This window comes from Enterobacter sp. Y17 (assembly GCF_019730495.1).
GTDB lineage: Bacteria > Pseudomonadota > Gammaproteobacteria > Enterobacterales > Enterobacteriaceae > Enterobacter > Enterobacter asburiae_B.
This window is the reverse complement of record NZ_JAASKP010000001.1, coordinates 828,533-846,031: the sequence shown is the minus strand read 5'-3', so window position 1 is coordinate 846,031 and position 17,499 is coordinate 828,533. Positions and strand designations below refer to the sequence as shown.

The 17,499-nt window shown below is 61.4% G+C and carries 11 protein-coding genes; 4 read left to right on the top strand and 7 right to left on the bottom strand.

Annotated elements, in window-relative coordinates:
- Nucleotides 1-269: 269 nt before the first annotated feature.
- Together narX and narL are read left to right on the top strand one after the other, a co-directional pair.
- Complete coding sequence (narX, locus tag HCH49_RS03840; protein WP_221702221.1) at nucleotides 270-2,066, top strand: nitrate/nitrite two-component system sensor histidine kinase NarX; 1,797 nt, start codon at nucleotides 270-272, stop codon at nucleotides 2,064-2,066.
- Nucleotides 2,059-2,709: a two-component system response regulator NarL gene (gene narL, locus HCH49_RS03835; protein WP_008499531.1), complete on the top strand. Its 651-nt coding sequence runs from the start codon at nucleotides 2,059-2,061 to the stop codon at nucleotides 2,707-2,709. The genes narX and narL overlap by 8 nt, the downstream gene beginning before the upstream one ends.
- A 3-nt stretch (nucleotides 2,710-2,712) precedes the next feature.
- Here the strand turns inward: narL and HCH49_RS03830 are convergent, their stop codons facing one another.
- The 7 genes from HCH49_RS03830 to nasR all read right to left on the bottom strand — a co-directional run bounded on the left by HCH49_RS03830 (nucleotide 2,713) and on the right by nasR (nucleotide 15,031).
- Complete coding sequence (locus HCH49_RS03830) at nucleotides 2,713-4,119, bottom strand: YchO/YchP family invasin (protein ID WP_096149907.1); 1,407 nt, start codon at nucleotides 4,117-4,119, stop codon at nucleotides 2,713-2,715.
- A 47-nt stretch (nucleotides 4,120-4,166) separates the two neighbouring features.
- Entirely contained in the window at nucleotides 4,167-6,692 is a 2,526-nt protein-coding gene (locus tag HCH49_RS03825) for a nitrate reductase (protein ID WP_221702218.1), read from the bottom strand.
- A complete protein-coding gene (gene nirB, locus HCH49_RS03820; RefSeq protein WP_221702217.1) occupies nucleotides 6,689-10,675 on the bottom strand; it encodes a nitrite reductase large subunit NirB in 3,987 nt (1,328 codons plus the stop codon). Before nirB ends, HCH49_RS03825 begins: the two co-directional genes overlap by 4 nt.
- Nucleotides 10,676-10,688: 13 nt before the next feature.
- Nucleotides 10,689-11,477 (bottom strand): ABC transporter ATP-binding protein, encoded by a 789-nt coding sequence (locus HCH49_RS03815; protein WP_221702216.1) that lies wholly within the window; start codon nucleotides 11,475-11,477, stop codon nucleotides 10,689-10,691.
- Nucleotides 11,478-11,486: 9 nt separating this feature from the next.
- Complete coding sequence (ntrB, locus tag HCH49_RS03810; RefSeq protein ID WP_033145770.1) at nucleotides 11,487-12,365, bottom strand: nitrate ABC transporter permease; 879 nt, start codon at nucleotides 12,363-12,365, stop codon at nucleotides 11,487-11,489.
- 2 nt (nucleotides 12,366-12,367) lie between these two features.
- Nucleotides 12,368-13,615, bottom strand: a complete 1,248-nt coding sequence (locus tag HCH49_RS03805; RefSeq protein WP_096149910.1) for a CmpA/NrtA family ABC transporter substrate-binding protein — start codon at nucleotides 13,613-13,615, stop codon at nucleotides 12,368-12,370.
- 231 nt (nucleotides 13,616-13,846) lie between these two features.
- Complete coding sequence (gene nasR, locus HCH49_RS03800) at nucleotides 13,847-15,031, bottom strand: nitrate regulatory protein NasR (protein WP_094934678.1); 1,185 nt, start codon at nucleotides 15,029-15,031, stop codon at nucleotides 13,847-13,849.
- A gap of 72 nt (nucleotides 15,032-15,103) precedes the next feature.
- Here nasR and HCH49_RS03795 point away from each other — a divergent pair, with 72 nt between their 5' ends.
- Nucleotides 15,104-15,457, top strand: coding sequence for a DsrE/DsrF/TusD sulfur relay family protein (locus tag HCH49_RS03795; RefSeq protein WP_008499522.1), 354 nt, complete (start codon nucleotides 15,104-15,106; stop codon nucleotides 15,455-15,457).
- 106 nt (nucleotides 15,458-15,563) lie between these two features.
- The gene (locus HCH49_RS03790; protein WP_221702215.1) at nucleotides 15,564-17,348 is read left to right on the top strand and encodes a methyl-accepting chemotaxis protein; all 1,785 of its coding nucleotides are present in this window, start codon (nucleotides 15,564-15,566) and stop codon (nucleotides 17,346-17,348) included.
- Nucleotides 17,349-17,499: the final 151 nt, after the last annotated feature.

The following is a 17,499-nucleotide window of genomic DNA, read 5'->3' as shown; positions in this document are numbered from 1 at the left end:
CTTTAGGGCGGCGGTAAGTTGATATAAATCAAAGGAAAAGTGGGAGAATTTGCGGCGTAAAATAAGGCCTCACCCTTAGTGAGTAGGCTAATTCGGTAAAAAAGACGTGGTTTTTCACGGCACTGACGGTTCCAGACTACCCCCACCTCCTTCCCCCTACTCCGTTGGCAATTTAGGGGTAATCCTTTATTGGTATGGGTATACTCCAGGGTATGCACCAGAATAGCGCCATTCCTGCAAGCAGGCCACGTCAGGAGCACGCCACCTCTATGTTAAAAAGATGTTTATCTCCGCTGACGCTCGTGAATCAGCTCGCTCTGATTGTTTTGCTGTCCACCGCCATCGGCGTGACCGGCATGGCGATCTCCGGCTGGCTGGTACAGGGCGTACAGGGTAATGCGCATGCCATCAACGAGGCAGGCTCGCTACGCATGCAGAGTTATCGCCTGCTGGCGTCGGTTCCCCTGACGCAGGACGATCGGCCTCTGATTGATGAAATGGAGCGCACGGTCTTCAGCCCCGAACTGGAAAACGCCGCCATCCGCGCCGGTCAGCAATATCAGCTTAAAGCCCTTCAGGGCTACTGGCACACCCAGCTGGAGCCCGGGCTGAAACAGGCGCGCAGCACGAAAACCGTTGCGCAGGACGTGGCGGGGTTCGTCTCACGCATTGATGCGCTGGTCTCCTCTTTCGACCAAACCACCGAATTACGCATCGACCGGGTGGTGATGGTGCACCGCGCCATGGCGCTGTTTATGGGGCTGCTGCTGATCTTCACTATCGTCTGGCTCCGCGCGCGACTGCTAAACCCGTGGAAACAGCTGCTGGCAATGGCCCGCGCGGTCACCGCACGCGATTTTACCCAGCGCACGCACATCAGCGGGCGCAACGAGATGGCGATGCTCGGCCAGGCGCTCAACACCATGTCTGCAGAGCTCTCCGAGAGCTACGCGGTGCTGGAACAGCGCGTTCAGGAAAAAACGGCCGGACTGGAGCAGAAAAACGAGATCCTCTCCTTCCTGTGGCAGGCCAACCGTCGTCTGCACATGCAGGTGCCGCTATGCGAACGCCTCTCTCCGGTGCTGAACGGCCTGCAAAATCTAACCCTCCTTCACGACCTTGAGCTGCGCGTCTACGACGTGGAAGACGAAGATAACCATCAGGAATTTACCTGTCAGTCGGATATGTCCTGCGATGACAAAGGCTGCCATCTTTGCCCTCGCGGCCTGCCGCCGCTGACGTCCGGCGGCACCACCCTGAAGTGGCGCCTGACCGACAGCCACACCCAGTACGGTATTCTGCTGGCAACGCTGCCAGCCGGGCGTCACCTGAGCCACGACCAGCAGCAGCTGGTCGATACTCTGGTCGAACAGCTAACGGCCACGCTGGCGCTCGACAGGCATCAGGAAAAGCAGCAGCAGCTGATCGTCATGGAAGAGCGCGCGACCATCGCCCGCGAGCTTCACGACTCTATCGCCCAGTCGCTTTCCTGTATGAAAATGCAGGTGAGCTGCCTGCAGATGCAGGATGCGGAGATGCCCGAAAGCAACAAGCAGCTGCTCAGCCAGATCCGCAACGAGCTGAACACCTCCTGGATACAGCTTCGCGAGCTGCTGACCACCTTCCGTCTGCAGCTGACCGAGCCGGGCCTGCGTCCGGCGCTGGAGTCCAGCTGTCACGAATTTAGCGCCCGGCTGGGGTTCCCGGTGAAGCTGGACTACCAGCTGCCGCCGCGGTTTGTCCCCTCCCACCAGGCCATACATGTACTGCAGATCGCCCGTGAAGCGCTGAGCAACGTGCTCAAGCATTCCGGCGCGACGGCGGTAACGGTCACCGTCAGCCAGCACAGCAATCAGGTGAAGCTCACGGTTCACGACAACGGCCGCGGCGTGCCGGAAAATGCCGAACGCACTAACCACTATGGTTTAATTATTATGCGAGACCGCGCCCAAAGCCTGCGCGGTGATTGCCAGGTTCGCCGGAGAGAGACGGGTGGCACGGAAGTTGTGGTCACCTTTATTCCCGAGAAACCGCTTACAACTGCTCAAGGAGAAACCCATGACTAATCAGGAACCGGCATCCATCCTGTTGATCGACGACCATCCGATGCTGCGTACTGGCGTGAAACAGCTGGTCAGCATGGCGCCCGATATCACCGTGGTTGGCGAAGCCAGCAACGGTGAACAGGGCATTGAGCTTGCCGAATCCCTCGATCCCGATCTGATCCTGCTGGATCTGAATATGCCCGGCATGAACGGTCTGGAAACCCTCGACAAGCTGCGGGAAAAATCGCTTTCCGGGCGCATCGTCGTCTTTAGCGTGTCGAACCATGAAGAGGATGTGGTCACGGCGCTGAAGCGCGGGGCGGATGGTTATCTGCTCAAGGATATGGAGCCGGAAGACTTGCTTAAGGCGCTGCAGCAGGCCGCGGCGGGCGAGATGGTTCTCAGCGAAGCCTTAACGCCGGTGCTGGCCGCCAGCCTGCGCGCCAATCGCGCCACCTCTGACCGCGACGTCAGCCAGTTAACCCCGCGCGAGCGCGATATTCTCAAACTCATTGCCCAGGGGCTGCCGAACAAAATGATCGCCCGCCGCCTGGACATCACCGAAAGCACGGTCAAAGTGCACGTGAAGCATATGCTGAAGAAAATGAAGCTAAAATCCCGCGTTGAAGCCGCGGTGTGGGTGCATCAGGAACGCATTTTTTAAGGATTACTCCTCCGGCAGAAGCTTCCAGCGCGGGTCGTTGTCGGGCAATGCGACCAGCGGCTGCACGACGGTCAGCACGATCTCATTGGACGAGACGCGCTGGCCTTTCTCATCTTCTACCACCGCCGACAGGTGCCAGCGGTTTGTCGCCCCTTCACTGTCATCCCAGGCAGGCATAATTACACTCCAGCCGTCGCTGCTGTTGCTTTTGGCCGGCGACGTCAGGCTCAGCGCCTGCGTATCCCCCTGCCAGTGGATCTCACGAATGCCGTGCGCGCTGCGAACCTGAAGCTTCAGCATAACGGTCTCGCCCCCTTTCAGATCCCACGGCGGCGTCGCCAGCCAGACGGACAGCGTTTTACGCTGGCGGAACTCCATCACCGGCAGGCTATTGCGCTCCGGCGAGTCGTAGCGGCTTCCGCGCAGGGAGCGCGTGGCGGCGACTTCACCGGCGGAAAGCTGCTTCACCAGCGGCACGCCAAAGCGATAGTTGAGCTTCAGCCCGAGGTTATTCTGGCTCGCGCCACTTTCGCCCTGCTTGTGCGCGGCGGTCAGGGTGACCAGCGGAACGGGGGTATAGTTAAGCCCCAGATTCACCGCTACGGGATTGTGATAGCCGGTTCCGCTGTTGAAGAGGTCGACGTTATCGCCGAAGTATTGCTCGAAGCTCACGCTGGTATTGAGATGATGGAACCACGGCAGCCAGGCTTTAGCGGTGACGTCATAGCCGCGCGCCATGCGCTGCTCCTGGACGTCGGAGCGATCGCGCCAGCCGGCAAAGGGCTGATAATAGTTGGCTGACAGGCGCAGATTTTCCCCCCACGCTTCCGCGCCCAGCCCGGCACGCTGCAGGTTTTCGTCCAGCAGGTTATCGTAAAACGTGTTGTAACCCAGCAGCCATTTCCCGGCGACCCAGCGCTGGCCTATTCCGGCGTTACTGACCAGACCATCCGCCTGCTGGGTCAGGCCAAGCTGGCTCCAGCTCAGGTAACGGTTGTTATCGTTCCAGGGGATAAACCAGCTCCCGCTGCTGCCGTTAAATTTGCCGTCGTTATCCACCAGTAGGTTCACGCTGGCGTTCCCCCAGGGCGAAAGCCAGGATTCAATCTGCTGGTTCACTTCGCCGCTCACCGCGTCGCGCACCTGGCCAAACGCAAACTGACGCGCCTGCTCGCCCGTCGTCAGACCGTTGTCGGTCATGCTGGCTTCACCGAAGGCTTTCGCCATTTCGGCCAGGTGCTTCTCCCCCTCGCCCGTTGGCGCCGCCATGCCGAGGTCGGGCAAACTATCCCCGTTATTATCAAAGGGATTTTGCGCCTGATGGATAAAGGAATTCGGCGCACCGTGAACGGCTCCGGCCGTAACAAGGGAGAGTAAAAACAGCAAACGAATGCGGGACGATACAGCCATCAACGTCGTAAATAAGAACCTGTGTTAATGAACAAACTCCTATTATGTTAACGCGATAAGCCTTGAAATGCAGTCCTGACGGACATTTCAGGATTATCCTGAAACAGCCCTTTCAGCTCCGGCACGCAGGAGCCACAGTTCGTACCGCAGCGCAGCGTCGCCCCCAGCGCGGTGACGGAATCACACCCGCCGACGATCGCCTCCCGTATCGCATTCTCCCCGACGCTGAAACAGCTGCAGATGATGCGTCCCGGATCCGCCGCCTTCCCGACGCTCTGCCCGTTCAACAAGGCGTGGCGTTCTGCAAGAAGCACGGGTGGGGATTGAAAAGCGGCTTCAATCACCGCATGCGCCAGCGCCGGTAACGCGGAGCCCTCCCAGAAGCCCAGCATCAGCTGGCCTTCATGCCAGGCCAGCACGCTGCTGCGTTCGCCGGTTTGCGCAACCTGCAGCTGCCAGCCCCGGTCGCTGGCGTATTCCATTACCCACGGCAGCAGCGGTTGATCGCCCGCCACCGTCAGGCGTGAGGCTTTGCGCCACCAGTAAGCCGAAGAGGGCACTTCCGGCCATTCCCGGACATAGAGCTCACCCTGCCAGGCGGGCTGCCAGGGCAGGATCCTGACGGCGGTTTGTTTACTCTCCGGCTGGCCCGAAACCGGATCGCAGCGCCCTTCCACCAGCGCATTCACCTTTCCCTGGCGGGCAAACCCGGCGTTCCAGTGCATCGGGGCAAACGCCTCGCCTTCCCGTATCCCGTCGCTGATTCGCACTCTTGCCACCATCACGCCGCGCGGCGAGCTGATGCGCGCCAGCTGGCCGTCGCACAGGGAAAACCGAACGGCGTCTGCCGGGCTAACCTCAACAAACGGTTCGGCGATATGCTGCATCAGCCTCGCCACGTATCCCGTTCGGGTCATGGTATGCCACTGATCGCGGATGCGCCCCGAGTTGAGAATCAGCGGGTATAACGCGCTGACCGTCGCGCCGTGCGACAGAGGGTTAACGGGAACGATGTTTCGGCGCGGAAAACTCCCCGTCGGCCACTGATAAGGCTCAAGCTGATCCCACTCCTCGCGGGTTAGCGCAGCCAGTTCATGAAGACTCAATGCCCGCGCGCCGTCATTTTCAAAGGCCGTCAGCGCCGCATGTTCGCAAAAAATCTCGTGCGGATGTTGCCAGGCAAAGGCCTCGCCGTAGCCCAGCCGTTTCGCCATCTGCGCGACGATCCACCAGTCCGGCTTCGCCTCGCCCGGCGCGGGCAGAAACGCGCGCTGGCGCGAAATGCGGCGTTCCGAGTTTGTCACCGTCCCGTCCTTCTCCCCCCAGCCCAGCGCCGGAAAACGGATATGGGCGAACCGGCTGGTATCGGTATCCTTCATCACCTCAGAGATCATCACCAGCGGGCAGTTCGCCAGCGCCTGACACACCGCGTGGCTGTCCGGAAGCGACACGGCGGGGTTAGTGCCCATGATCCACACCGCCTTCACCTCGCCGCGGGCAATGGCGTCAAACAGCTCCACCGCCATCAGGCCCGGCGTCTGCGCCAGCCGTTCCGTTCCCCAGAAACGCGCCACCCGCGAGAGATCGTCCGGCTCAAAGTTCATGTGCGCCGCCAGCTGGTTCGCCAGCCCGCCCACTTCCCTTCCCCCCATCGCGTTTGGCTGTCCGGTCAGCGAAAACGGGCCGCAGCCCGGACGGTTGAACTTCCCGCTGGCAAGATGAACGTTAATGATGGCGTTACACTTGTCGCTGCCGCTGGCGGACTGGTTGATCCCCATGGTGTAGAGCGTGATGGCCCGGGGCGCCGTCATAAACCAGTCATAAAAGGTGCCTATATCCTGCGGCGAGAGGCCGCAAAACGCCGCCACGCGCTCAACGGGCCACTCATCCGTTCCCTGAATCACATTAAGCAGACCGACAAACAGCCCGGCGTCGCTGCCGGGGGCGAGCGCCAGATGCAGGTCAGCAATATCACAGGTGGCGGTTCTGCGGGGATCGATTACCACCACCTTGATCCGCGGGTTGTCGTGCTTCGCCTGCACCAGCCGCTGATAGAGCACCGGATGCGTCCAGGCCGCGTTCGAGCCAGCCAGCACCACCAGATCGCTGTTTTCCATATCCTCGTAGCCGCACGGCACCACGTCTTCGCCAAAGGCGCGCTTGTAGCCCACCACCGCCGAGGACATACAGAGCCGGGAGTTGGTATCGATGTTTGCCGCGCCGATAAACCCTTTCATCAGCTTGTTGGCGGCATAGTAATCCTCGGTCAACAGCTGGCCGGAGGCGTAAAACGCCACCGCCTGCGGCCCCCATTTATCGATAATCTCCCGCAGGCGCTCTCCTGCCGCGCTCAGCGCCTGCGCCCAGTCCACCTCAAGGCCGTCAACGACCGGGCGCAAAAGCCGCCCCTGTAAGCCCGTCGTTTCCCCCAGGGCCGATCCTTTCACGCACAGGCGGCCCAGGTTCGCAGGATGGGTTTCATCCCCATGAACGCTTACCGCTTCACCTTCCACGCGGGCGACCACGCCGCAGCCCACCCCGCAGTAGGGGCACGTTGTCCGGGTTTCCGTCATGAGGCCTCCGCACGCATTACCAGGGCGTCGCTGCCAACCCACACCTTGCCGTTTTCAATTTTCACCGGCCAGGCGCGCACCGCGGGTTCGCCGTTCTCTACCTGACAGCCGTCGCGCAGGCGAATGCGCTGCTTGTAGAGCGGTGATATCACCACCGGCTCGCCCGCCGCATCGCCAAGAATGCCGCGTGAAAGCACGTTCGCATCGCCGCCCGGCTCCCGATCGTCGAGGGCGTAAACGGTTTTACCAAAGCGGAAGAGCGCAATCGGCTTACGTCCAAGCCGCGCGCCGATGCCCGCCTGCTCGGGGATATCGTCGATGCCGCAAATTTCCTGCCAGCGCTTGCTTTCATCCGGCGCGGTCTCGTTCACCGTCGTGCGGAACAGCGCCAGGCGGCTGGGATCGCTGAGCGTGGTTTGCCATTCGCACTGGTAGGTTTCCACCACCCGGGCCATCTCCTGCTCCAGCTCGTGGGCGATGCCGAGGCTGTCGTTGAGGATCACCTCGCGCAGATAGTCGAGGCCGCCTTCCAGGTTGTCCATCCAGGTGCTGGTGCGCTGCAGGCGATCCGCCGTGCGGATGTAAAACATCAGGAAACGGTCGATGGTGCGAATTAACGTTTCGTCGTCCAGATCGCTGGCGAAGAGATCCGCGTGGCGCGGCTTCATCCCGCCGTTGCCGCACAGATAGAGGTTCCAGCCCTTATCGGTGGCAATCACCCCCACGTCTTTGCTCTGCGCCTCCGCGCACTCGCGGGTGCAGCCTGAGACCGCCATTTTGATTTTGTGCGGCGCGCGCAGGCCCTTGTAGCGGTGCTCCAGCCGGACCGCGAGGCCGGTGGAGTCCTGCACGCCGTAGCGGCACCAGGTCGAGCCGACGCAGGATTTCACCGTGCGCAGGGATTTACCGTAGGCGTGTCCGGTTTCAAACCCGGCCTCCACCAGCGCCTGCCAGATCGCCGGCAGCTGTTCGAGGGTGGCCCCAAACAGGTCGATACGCTGACCGCCGGTAATTTTGCTGTACAGGCTGTAGCGTTTCGCAATCTGCCCGATGGCAATCAGCCCGTCGGCAGTCACTTCCCCTGCGGGCATGCGCGGCACGATGGAGTATGTGCCGTCCTTCTGGATGTTGGCGAAGTAGCGGTCGTTGGTATCCTGCAGCGGCAGGTGCGCCGGTTTCAGCAGATACTCGTTCCAGCAGGAGGCGAGCACCGATCCCACCAGCGGCTTGCAGATCTCGCATCCGTGCCCCTGTCCGTAGCGGCTGATAAGCTGGTCAAAGGTGCGGATATGGTTGACGCGCACGAGGTGGTAAATCTCCTGGCGCGAGTACGGGAAGTGCTCGCAGATGTCCTTTTTCACCTCCACGCCCTGCTCCGCCAGCTGGAACTCCATCACCTGCTTCACCAGCGCGCTACATCCGCCGCAGCCGGTCGCCGCTTTGGTGCACTGCTTAACGGCGCCGATATCCGCCGCGCCCGCGCTCACCGCCCGGCAAATATCGCCTTTACTGACGTTATGACACGAACAGATCTGCGCGCTTTCCGGCAGCGCCGCCACGCCGAGCGCTTTTGGCGCGCTGCCTGACGACGCGGGTAAAATGAGCGTTTCCGGCTCTTTCGGCAGGCTGATGCCGTTAAGCATCATCTGCACCAGCGTGGCGTATTCGCTGGCATCGCCCACCAGCACGCCGCCGAGCAGCGTTTTGCCGTCGTGGCTGACCACGATTTTCTTGTAGATTTGCTGCGGGCCGTGCGTCCACTGGTAGCTCAGCGCCCCCGGGGTGCGCCCGTGGGCGTCGCCGAACGAGGCCACGTCCACGCCGAGCAGCTTGAGCTTAGTGCTCATATCCGCGCCGGTGAAGGTTTTATCCTCTCCCGCCAGCGCGGCGGCGGCCACCCGCGCCATCTGATAGCCGGGCGCGACCAGTCCGAAGATTTTCCCCTCCCACAGGGCGCATTCGCCGATGGCCAGCACGTCCGGATCGGAGGTCTGGCAGCCGTCGTCAATGCAGATCCCGCCGCGTTCGCCGATAGCCAGCCCGCTGCTGCGCGCCAGCGCGTCCTGCGGACGGATGCCCGCCGAAAAGACCACCATGTCCGTTTCCAGCTGTTCGCCATCGGCAAAGCGCAGCACCAGCCCGCCGTCCGCGGTGGCGATCTCCGTCGTGGCTTTACTGGTGTGAACGCCGACGCCCAGCGCCTCGATTTTCTTGCGCAGCATCGCCGCGCCGTCGTTGTCGAGCTGGACCGCCATCAGGTTGGGCGCAAACTCCACCACGTGGGTTTCCAGCCCGAGCTGCTTCAGGGCATTCGCCGCCTCCAGTCCGAGCAGGCCGCCGCCAATCACCACGCCGCGGCGCGAGCCCGCCGCATGTGCAGCAATGTTGTCCAGGTCGTCAAGGGTGCGGTAGACAAAACAGCCCGGCAAATCGTTGCCCGGCACGGGCGGAACGAACGGGTATGAGCCGGTCGCCAGCACCAGCTTGTCCCAGTGGGTCTCATGCCCGCTGGCGGTACGCACCACGCGCGCGTCGCGATCGATAGCGACGATCTGCTGCGACAGGCGCAGCTCAATGCCGCTGTCAGCAAAGAAATCCCCCTCCACCAGCGAGAGCGACGCCGCGCTGCGGCCGCCAAAATATTCCGACAAATGCACACGGTCGTAGGCGGCATAGCGCTCCTCGCCAAAGACAACGATCTGATACTGCTGATGCAGATTGCGCTTAACGCAGTCTTCGAGGAAATGATGGCCGACCATACCGTGCCCAACCACCACCAGAGTAGGTTTTGTCATAGCATTCTGTCCTGCAACCTGCGGTTGCGTAGTGAAACGATCGAACAGCCAGTCCGCGTGGGCGGGCGCAGCCGTTGCCAGTAAATCGGTAAACGTTGCCGCGCTGCGGCAGTCGCCCATCAGCAGCGCGCCAGCCAGCGCCCCCTGATGGATCAATAAACGACGATAGTGACGGGTCAGCGGATCCCATGCGCTCCAGACCACGTCGCCCTCCTGCTCCGCCGCACGGCCGAGGCTGAACAGCTCCACGCCCGTCACCTTGAGGCGCATCCCGCTGTCGGTCAGGGTAAACGGCGCGGTAGCGTCCCCGGCCAGCCGCGCGGCCAGGATTTCCGCCTGCGCCAGGCAGGGGGCGACCAGGCCAAACGTCTGCCCGTCAATTTCGCAGCACTCGCCAATGGCGTAGACGTTCGGTTCGGAGGTTTGCATCTGGTGATCCACCACGATGCCGCGCGCGCAGCGAATGCCGCTGGCCTGCGCCAGCGCGACGCTGGGCTGCACGCCGGTCGCCAGCACCACGCGAGCGGCGACGACGCGGCGCCCGTTGAGCAGCGTCACGCTATTCCCGCTCACCGCTGCGATGCCCGAGGCGAGCTCACAGCGCACGCCCCGCGCCGCCAGCGCCTCTTCCAGCAGCATTCCCGCCTGCCGATCCAGCTGCTGCTCCATCAGCCACGGACCGCGATGAACCAACGTGACGTTGTCACCTGAGCGCGCCAGCGCTGCCGCCGTCTCAACCCCGAGCACGCCGCCGCCCAGCACCACCGCCGGACCGGCGATCGTCCGAATGGCCCGGGTATCCTCCAGGGTGCGGAACGTGAACACATGCGGCGCATCGCAGCCGGGGATTGGCGGAATAAAGGGCGTTGATCCGGTGGCAAACACCAGCGCATCCCAGCCCAGCGTGCGGGCGGTGGTTTGCACTTCCCGCGCGTCCACGTTCACGGCGATCGCCTTTTCGCCCCGCAGCACCGTCACGCAGCGCGACTGGTACCAGTCGTCATCCTGCAGACAGATGTCTGCAGCCTGCTTTTCACCGCCCAGCACCGGCGAAAGCTGGATGCGGTTATAGGCATGCTCCGGCTCGTCACCGATGACGGTGATAGCGAAACGACCGGCAGCACGCCCGGTGAGCGAGGCAATCAGCCGCGTGGCCGCCATGCCATTTCCGATAATGACCAGTCGCATTAAAGCCCCCTCGTTACGCCGCTTTCGACTGCTTTTCATAGAGGAAATGGAGGATCTGCTGGCGCATGTGGTGATAGCGGCTGTCGTCGGCCAGCTGCACCCGGTTGCGCGGGCGCGGCAGGTCCACGTGCAGGATCTCCCCGACGGTGGCCGCCGGGCCGTTGGTCATCATCAGCACGCGATCGGAGAGCAGCACCGCCTCGTCCACGTCGTGGGTAATGAGCACGATGGTGGTGTTCAGCGCCTGCTGGATCTGCATCACCGAGTCCTGCAGATGCGCGCGCGTCAGGGCGTCGAGCGCGCCAAAGGGTTCATCCATCAGCAGGACTTTCGGCTTCATCGCCAGCGCGCGGGCAATGCCGACGCGCTGCTTCATGCCGCCGGAGATCTCCCCCGGGCGCTTGTGCAGGGCGTGCCCCATCTGCACGCGGTCGAGGTTGTGCTCGATCCACTCCCTGCGCTCCGCCTTGCTCATGCTGTGGCGAAACACGTGATCGACCGCCAGGGCCACGTTGTCGAAGCAGGTGAGCCACGGCAGCAGCGAATGATTCTGAAAGACCACGGCGCGCTCCGGACCCGGCCCGGCGATTTCACGGTTGTCGCAGATCAGCCCGCCTTCCGTCGGCAGGGTAATACCGGCGATGAGGTTCAGCAGCGTCGATTTGCCGCAGCCGGAGTGCCCGATCAGGCTGACGGTTTCGCCCTCGTGGATATCAAACGAGACGTTTTGCAGCGCCACAAACTCGCCGCTGGCGGTGGAAAAACGCTGGCTCACGGCCTGGACCTGAATTAATGGTTTCATGTTCGCTCCTTATTTTTCCTGCCAGCTAAAGCGACGGGCGATCAGCATCAGCCCCTGCTCCAGCAGCAGCCCGACCACGCCAATGATGACGATGGCGATGAGAATGTTTTCGACGTTGAGGTTGTTCCACTCGTTCCAGATCCAGAAGCCGATCCCTAAACCTCCGGTGAGCATCTCGGCGGCGACGATCACCAGCCAGGCGATGCCGATGGAGAGACGTACCCCGGTCAGCACCGCGGGCAGCACCGCCGGGAAGAGAATGCGGCGCATGATGGTCCACTCGGAAAGCTGCAGCACCCGGGCCACGTTGAGGTAGTCCTGCGGAATGCGGCGTACGCCTTCGGCGGTGTTGATCACCATCGGCCAGATGGAGCAGATGAAAATGGTCCAGCTCGACGCGGGCTCCGCTTTCTGGAACAGCAGCAGGCCGATGGGCAGCCAGGCCAGCGGGCTAACCGGGCGTAACAGCGCGATCAGCGGGCCGAACATGCGAGAGAAAAAGGTGAAGCGACCAATCAGGAAGCCGAGCGGGATCCCGGCGAGCGCGGCCAGGCCAAAGCCCACCGCCACGCGCTGTAATGAGGCGAGCACGTTCCAGCCGATGCCCATATCGTTAGGCCCGTCACGATAAAACGGATCGGCAAACAGGGTGATGGCGGAATCGAGCGTGCTGAGCGGCGTCGGGAAACCTTTGCTGTTAATCGCCGCCAGCTGCCAGAGCACCACCAGCAGTCCCAGACCGAGAAACGCCGGGATGATGCGCTGGAGGATCGCGTTAATCCGACGCGCAAACGTCGGCGTACGGCGGCGAACCTGCACCGGAGGCAGGACAATCACCTCCCCACTCTCCGGCGTCTCGTGTGAATTCGTTTTTTGCAGATGCTGCATAATCAGGCCCCTTTACGGTGAATGGCGAAACGGCTGGCGTATCCTTCCGGATCGGTACCGTTCCAGACGGTGCCGTCCATCAATGTGCTGCTGCGTAATGGTGAAGTCGGTGTGCTGATGCCCCCCACCGCCGTGGCGGCATCCTGCCAGACCGCGGTCTGGTTAATGCGCTGCGCGATGCCCGCGTAGTCCGGCGCGGATTTGAGCAAGCCCCAGCGGCGGAACTGGGTTAAGAACCACATGCCGTCGGAGAGATACGGGTAGCTGACGGCCCCCTCGTTGAAGAAGCGGATCGGGTGCGCGTCCTGCCAGCGCTGGCCCAGGCCGTTGTCGTAATCGCCGAGCATGCGTCCGGTGAGATACTGTTCCTTGCAGTTGAGCCACGCCCGGCGCGAGAGGATCTGCGCGGTCTCGCGTTTGTTTTCCGGGGAGGCTTCGATCCAGCGCGCCGCCTCCAGTACCGCGCTCACCAGCGCCCGCGCGGTGTGCGGGTTTTTCTCCACCCAGTCGCGGCGCGTACCGAGGATTTTTTCCGGATGATCGGCCCAGATAGACTGCGACGTGGCGGCGGTAAAACCGATGCGGTCGTTGATGGCCCGGGCGTTCCACGGCTCGCCGACGCAAAAGCCAACCATGTTGCCAATGCGCATGTTCATCACCATCTGCGGCGGCGGCACCACCACCGTGCGCACGTCGTCAAAGGGGTTAATGCCCGCGCTGGCCAGCCAGTAGTAGAGCCACATGGCGTGCGTCCCGGTCGGGAAGGTGTGCGCGAAGGTGTAGGTGCCGGGCGCCTGCTGCCCAATGAGCTTTTTCAGCCCGTCAAGGTCTCGTACGCCCTTCTCCGCCAGATCGCTGGAAAGCGTAATCGCCTGGCCGTTCTGATTGAGCGTCATCAGGTTCGCCATCTGCTGCGGCTTGCCGGCGATGCCCAGCTCCAGGCCGTACAGCAGGCCGTAGAGAATGTGCGCGGCATCGAGTTCGCCCGCCACCAGCTTGTCGCGCACCGCCGCCCAGCTCGCCTCTTTGGTGGGCACGATGGTAATACCGTATTTTTTATCAAAGCCTTTCAGCGCCGCGATAACCACCGGAGCGCAGTCGGTCAGCGGGATAAACCCGATGCGCACCGTTTCCTGCTCCGGTTTATCCGAGCCTGCCGCCCATGCGGCCTGCATGATACCCGGTAACAGCATTGCGCCACTCGCCAGCACGCTGGCCTGCAAAAAACGCCGTCTCGACAAATCCGCCATGACCAACCACTCCTGAAAAAAAACCAAAAAAAAGCGCCCACGATGCCGAAGCACCAGTGGACGCCTTTATCCCGAAGACGCATGCGCCGCCGTTGGCGCATCGTCAAAAATGGTTAATCCGATAATGCAAAGTGAATGCCAGGTTTTAACCCGCAATTTCCGGGGCGCTAACCGAACTCCCCTCGCCTGCACGCACCTTAATCAGGCACAAAATGCCCGCTGACCGTGCAGCTACTCCTTTGGTGTTACCTGCCATAAATTCTTCACCATCAGCAGCGCGCGGGCGATATCCACCATCCTTTGGTTCTTGTCCATCGCCATTTTGCGCAGCGCCGTCCAGGCCTGTTCCTCACTCATATTCTGGTGGGTCATCAGCACGCTTTTCGCTTTATCAATGACTTTGCGCTCTTCAAGCGTATCGCGCAGCGATGCAAGCTGGCGCGAGAGCTGTTCTATCTCGCGTGCCTGCTGGCGCACCAGGGTGAGCAACGGTTTTTCCGGATACTGTATCAGCGGGTCGTCCTGCTCATCGGCGGGAGGCACGTACTCATCGTTACGGTAAATACGCTCGTCCACCGCCGTCATCAGATCGGCGATGAGCGTCTCCTCCAGCGTGCGCAGATGCTCAAGGCGCGCGGTTTGCAGAGCAAACCAGGCCAGAGCGGTAAGGCCATCATCTGCGGCAGGCTGGCGGGTACAGGCCACGCGCCGGAGTTGCTCCGTTTCACGATCGGGCTGGCAGTGCAGGGAAAAGGTGGTCTGGACGTCAGCGGAGCTGTGCGAGAGAAAGATCTCAAAGCAGGCCTGCTGACCGTCGATGCGGTCAACCAGCCTCTGGCGAGTCACATCATCGAAAAAACCCTGCGTGAAGCCAATCGCCCCCAGGGCCCGTTCCTGTCCCGCCAGCTCTTTCCCCTGCATCAGGCTATAAAGGGCAACAAAACGCCCGGCGATTTGCGGATCGTCAATGCTGTCATTGAGCTGCGGCACGATACTGAGCAGATGGCGAAGCATGCGGGAGTAGTGTTCCATCGCCTGCGGCGCCGTTACCGTTTGCTGAATAACACCGTCGCGCAGCGCGGGAAGCATATCAAGGCTCTGAAGCGCGCCGCCGATGCGTTCACAGACCGTACTTCCCGGGATCGGCGACTGTTTTTCAAGAATGTCATAAAGTGCAGCGAGGTTTTCATCCACCATCGCCCGGCTGGCTTTGCATTCGAGGGCGTAAAGTTTGCCCTGTGAACAGAGCCAGACGTTGGACGCCCCACGCTCGCACTGTAACATGTGCACCAGTTGGCTAATGCCGTGCACAAGCACGCCAAGCTGTGCCAGCTTGCTGAACTGTTCCCGACGCATCATCCTTGCGCGCTCGAGCCATTCGGCAGCGCCTGGCGAAATGCCAGCCATTAATGTCATGCTTACTCTCCAGAACAGCGAAACTCGGGAAAGCTAAGCAATATTCGTGCCTTTATAAGAACAGGAGTCAACATGCAAAAGATTGTGATCGTCGCCAACGGTGCGGCTTACGGCAGCGAATCCCTTTTCAACAGCCTGCGCCTGGCGATTGCGCTGCGTGAAAAAGAGAGTGACCTGGCGTTACGACTCTTTTTAATGTCGGACGCGGTCACCGCGGGGCTGAAAGGTCAAAAACCGGCAGAGGGCTATAACATTCAGCAGATGCTGGAGATCCTCACCGCGCAAAACGTGCCGGTGAAGCTGTGCAAGACCTGCACCGACGGCCGCGGCATTACCGGTCTGCCGCTGATTGATGGCGTAGAGATTGGTACGCTGGTTGAGCTGGCCGAGTGGACGCTGTCCGCCGATAAAGTATTAACTTTTTAATAATAAACCCGTAAAAATATTATTTTCTTATGGACGCGGTTTCAGCATCAAGTTTACCTGCGGGGTTGCCGATAGGCATGGAAACAACACAGCAGGTATTTCACTTATGTTCAGATCGATTCGTGCACGCATCATCGTGGCGACGGCAGGCTGTCTGGTCGTCGCCCTTCTCCTTAATACCGTCATTAACTTCCAGGTCACGCGCCAGGATAACCAGCAGTCCCAGCGCGATATCCTGACCAGCACCAGCGCCAGCCATAACATGGCGATTGCCGACTGGGTAAAAAGCAAGATGACGGTGATCGCCTCCGCGCAGACCGTTGCGCTGAATGACGACCCGGTTCCGGTGTTTAAACAGCTTGCGCAGGCGGGTGGATTCACCAACGTCTATGTTGGCTACGCCAGCAAAACGGCGAAATTCTCTGAACCGGCGGGCGTTCCGGCGGACTATGACCCCACTATTCGCCCGTGGTATCAGCAGGTGGTCAGCACGGACGGTCCGGTTGTCACCGCGCCCTACGTTGACGCGGGGACCGGTAAACTGGTGGTAACCTTTGCGGTGCCGGTGAAAGAAAATGGCACGCTCAAAGCGGTCGTGGCGGGCGATGTGGCCATGGATAGCGTGGTGGCAAACGTGCGCGGGATCCATCCCACCCCGGCCAGCAGCGGGTTGCTTCTGAACAGCGACGGCAGCGTGATTGCCGCTAACGATCCGGCTCTGACGCTGAAACCGTTTGGTGAGACGATCAAGGGCATTGATTTTGCTGCGCTGAAAAGCGGTAATCTCGTCGACGGAACGCTGAACGACGCGGAAAAAACCTTCGTGGCGACAGCCGTGCCGGGCACAAACTGGCTGTTAGTCATCGCGCTCGACAGCGGTGACGCCACCTCCGGCATGCGTTCCCTGCTTAAAGCCTCGGGGATTTCGCTGGTGATCCTCGCACTCCTGAGCGCGGCGATTGTGCATTTCCTGATTGCCCGCCTGCTCAAGCGTTTGTCCGACATTCGCGACGCGATGCACAACATTGCTAACGGCACTAACGATCTGTCCCAGCGCCTGCCGGATAACGGCGAGGATGAGGTCGCGCAGATTGCCCAGGCCTTTAACGCCTTCAGCGATAAGCTGTCGGTGGTGATGGTGCAGCTCCGTGACGCCAGCGAATCGGTGAAAAACGCCGCGCAGGAGATTGCCGCAGGTAACCAGGATCTTTCCGGACGTACCGAGCAGGCGGCATCCAGCCTGCGCGAGACGGCCAGCGCCGTGGAGCAGATCACCGCCTCCGTGACGCAGTCGAATGAATCGGCGGCAGAAGCGAACGACCAGGCGAGCAAGGCCTCAGCGGCCGCGGCGCGCGGCGGCGAGGTGGTATCGCAGGCGATCAGCACCATGCAGTCCATTGAAGTCGCGTCGGCAAAAATTGGCGATATCACCAGCGTGATTGACGGCATTGCTTTCCAGACCAACATTCTGGCGCTGAACGCCTCCGTCGAGGCGGCGCGTGCGGGTGAGCAGGGGCGCGGGTTTGCCGTCGTAGCAGGTGAAGTGCGTAACCTGGCGAGCCGTAGCGCTCAGGCGGCGAAAGAGATCAAATCGCTGATTGATTCCACCACCGACAGCGTGGCAACCGGCTCCCGCTACGTGCATCTGGCGGGGGAAAGCATGGATGAGATCCGCTCCAGCATCGGCAGCGTCTCTGGCATCATGCGCGAAATCTCCATCGCCACCAGCGAGCAGATGAAAGGGATTCATGAGATCAACCACGCGGTGACCCATCTCGACAGAATGGTTCAGCAGAACGCCGAACTGGTGGTGGAATCCGCCGCTGCCGCGGGTGCCCTGCAGAGCCAGGCGGGCGACCTTGCTGAAACAGCCGGGCATTTCCGCATTTAATCTTCTTCCGGCGCGCGTTTAGCGGGTAAAACGCGCGCCAGCGTAAATTTTGAGGAATTTTGTCATTTTTGTTTAATCGTTATGCCATTTTTTGATCAAAATCAGCATCCCGCCCCCTCCCCTTTGGTGTTATGCCATGAGTGAATTGTGA

What these genes read in the sequence shown, in the direction of transcription:
- narX (WP_221702221.1), top strand. Translation starts at nt 270, where the DNA reads ATGTTAAAAAGATGTTTATCTCCGCTGACGCTCGTGAATCAGCTCGCT.
- narL (WP_008499531.1), top strand. Translation starts at nt 2,059, where the DNA reads ATGACTAATCAGGAACCGGCATCCATCCTGTTGATCGACGACCATCCG.
- HCH49_RS03830 (WP_096149907.1), bottom strand. Translation starts at nt 4,119, where the DNA reads ATGGCTGTATCGTCCCGCATTCGTTTGCTGTTTTTACTCTCCCTTGTT.
- HCH49_RS03825 (WP_221702218.1), bottom strand. Translation starts at nt 6,692, where the DNA reads ATGACGGAAACCCGGACAACGTGCCCCTACTGCGGGGTGGGCTGCGGC.
- nirB (WP_221702217.1), bottom strand. Translation starts at nt 10,675, where the DNA reads ATGCGACTGGTCATTATCGGAAATGGCATGGCGGCCACGCGGCTGATT.
- HCH49_RS03815 (WP_221702216.1), bottom strand. Translation starts at nt 11,477, where the DNA reads ATGAAACCATTAATTCAGGTCCAGGCCGTGAGCCAGCGTTTTTCCACC.
- ntrB (WP_033145770.1), bottom strand. Translation starts at nt 12,365, where the DNA reads ATGCAGCATCTGCAAAAAACGAATTCACACGAGACGCCGGAGAGTGGG.
- HCH49_RS03805 (WP_096149910.1), bottom strand. Translation starts at nt 13,615, where the DNA reads ATGGCGGATTTGTCGAGACGGCGTTTTTTGCAGGCCAGCGTGCTGGCG.
- nasR (WP_094934678.1), bottom strand. Translation starts at nt 15,031, where the DNA reads ATGACATTAATGGCTGGCATTTCGCCAGGCGCTGCCGAATGGCTCGAG.
- HCH49_RS03795 (WP_008499522.1), top strand. Translation starts at nt 15,104, where the DNA reads ATGCAAAAGATTGTGATCGTCGCCAACGGTGCGGCTTACGGCAGCGAA.
- HCH49_RS03790 (WP_221702215.1), top strand. Translation starts at nt 15,564, where the DNA reads ATGTTCAGATCGATTCGTGCACGCATCATCGTGGCGACGGCAGGCTGT.